Source organism: Neoroseomonas soli (assembly GCF_018129065.1).
Taxonomy (GTDB): Bacteria; Pseudomonadota; Alphaproteobacteria; order Acetobacterales; family Acetobacteraceae; genus Neoroseomonas; species Neoroseomonas soli.
On sequence record NZ_JAAEDM010000213.1, the window covers coordinates 1 to 634 of the forward strand.

At 80.3% G+C, this 634-nt stretch carries 1 pseudogene; it reads left to right on the top strand.

Features of this window, described 5'->3' with window-relative positions:
* Positions 1-634: pseudogene (locus GXW76_RS25530) on the top strand (chromosome segregation protein SMC); the annotation flags it as partial.

Sequence of the window (634 nt, forward strand, 5' to 3'; positions counted from 1 at the left end):
GACCGCCGCCGCCGGCGACCGCGCGCGCGCCGCCGCCGAGGTGGATGCGCTGAAGGCCGTGCTCTCCTCCCGCGAGCCGGGGGCGGCGGCGCCGATCCTCGACCAGGTGGGTGTCCCGGCCGGCCTGGAAGCGGCCCTCGGCGCCGCGCTGGGCGAGGCGCTGGAAAGCCCGGCGGACGAAGCCGCGCCGCGCCACTGGCGGAACCTGCCGCCGCTCGACGTCACTGCGCCGCTGCCGGGCGGCGCGGTGCCGCTGTCGCGGCTGGTCGAGGCCCCGGCCGCCCTGAGCCGCGCCCTGTCCCGGATCGGCCTGCTGCCGCGCGGCACCGACGGCGCGGCGTTGCAGGCGGCTCTGAAGCCCGGCCAGTCGCTGGTGACCGAGGAAGGCGCTCTGTGGCGCTGGGACGGCCATACTGCCCGCGCAGGGGCGCCGACACCCGGTGCCGTGCGGCTCGCCCAGCGGAATGCGCTGCGGGCGGCCGAGACGCGGCTCGACCACGCCGAGGCCGAGGCGGCCACCTCCGACACCGCCCGCGCCGCCGCCGCGGCGCAGGAAGAGGAGGCGCGAAAGGCCGAAGGTGCGGCCCGCGACGCACGCGGCCGCGCCGAGGCGGCGCTGGGCGACGCCCGGCAG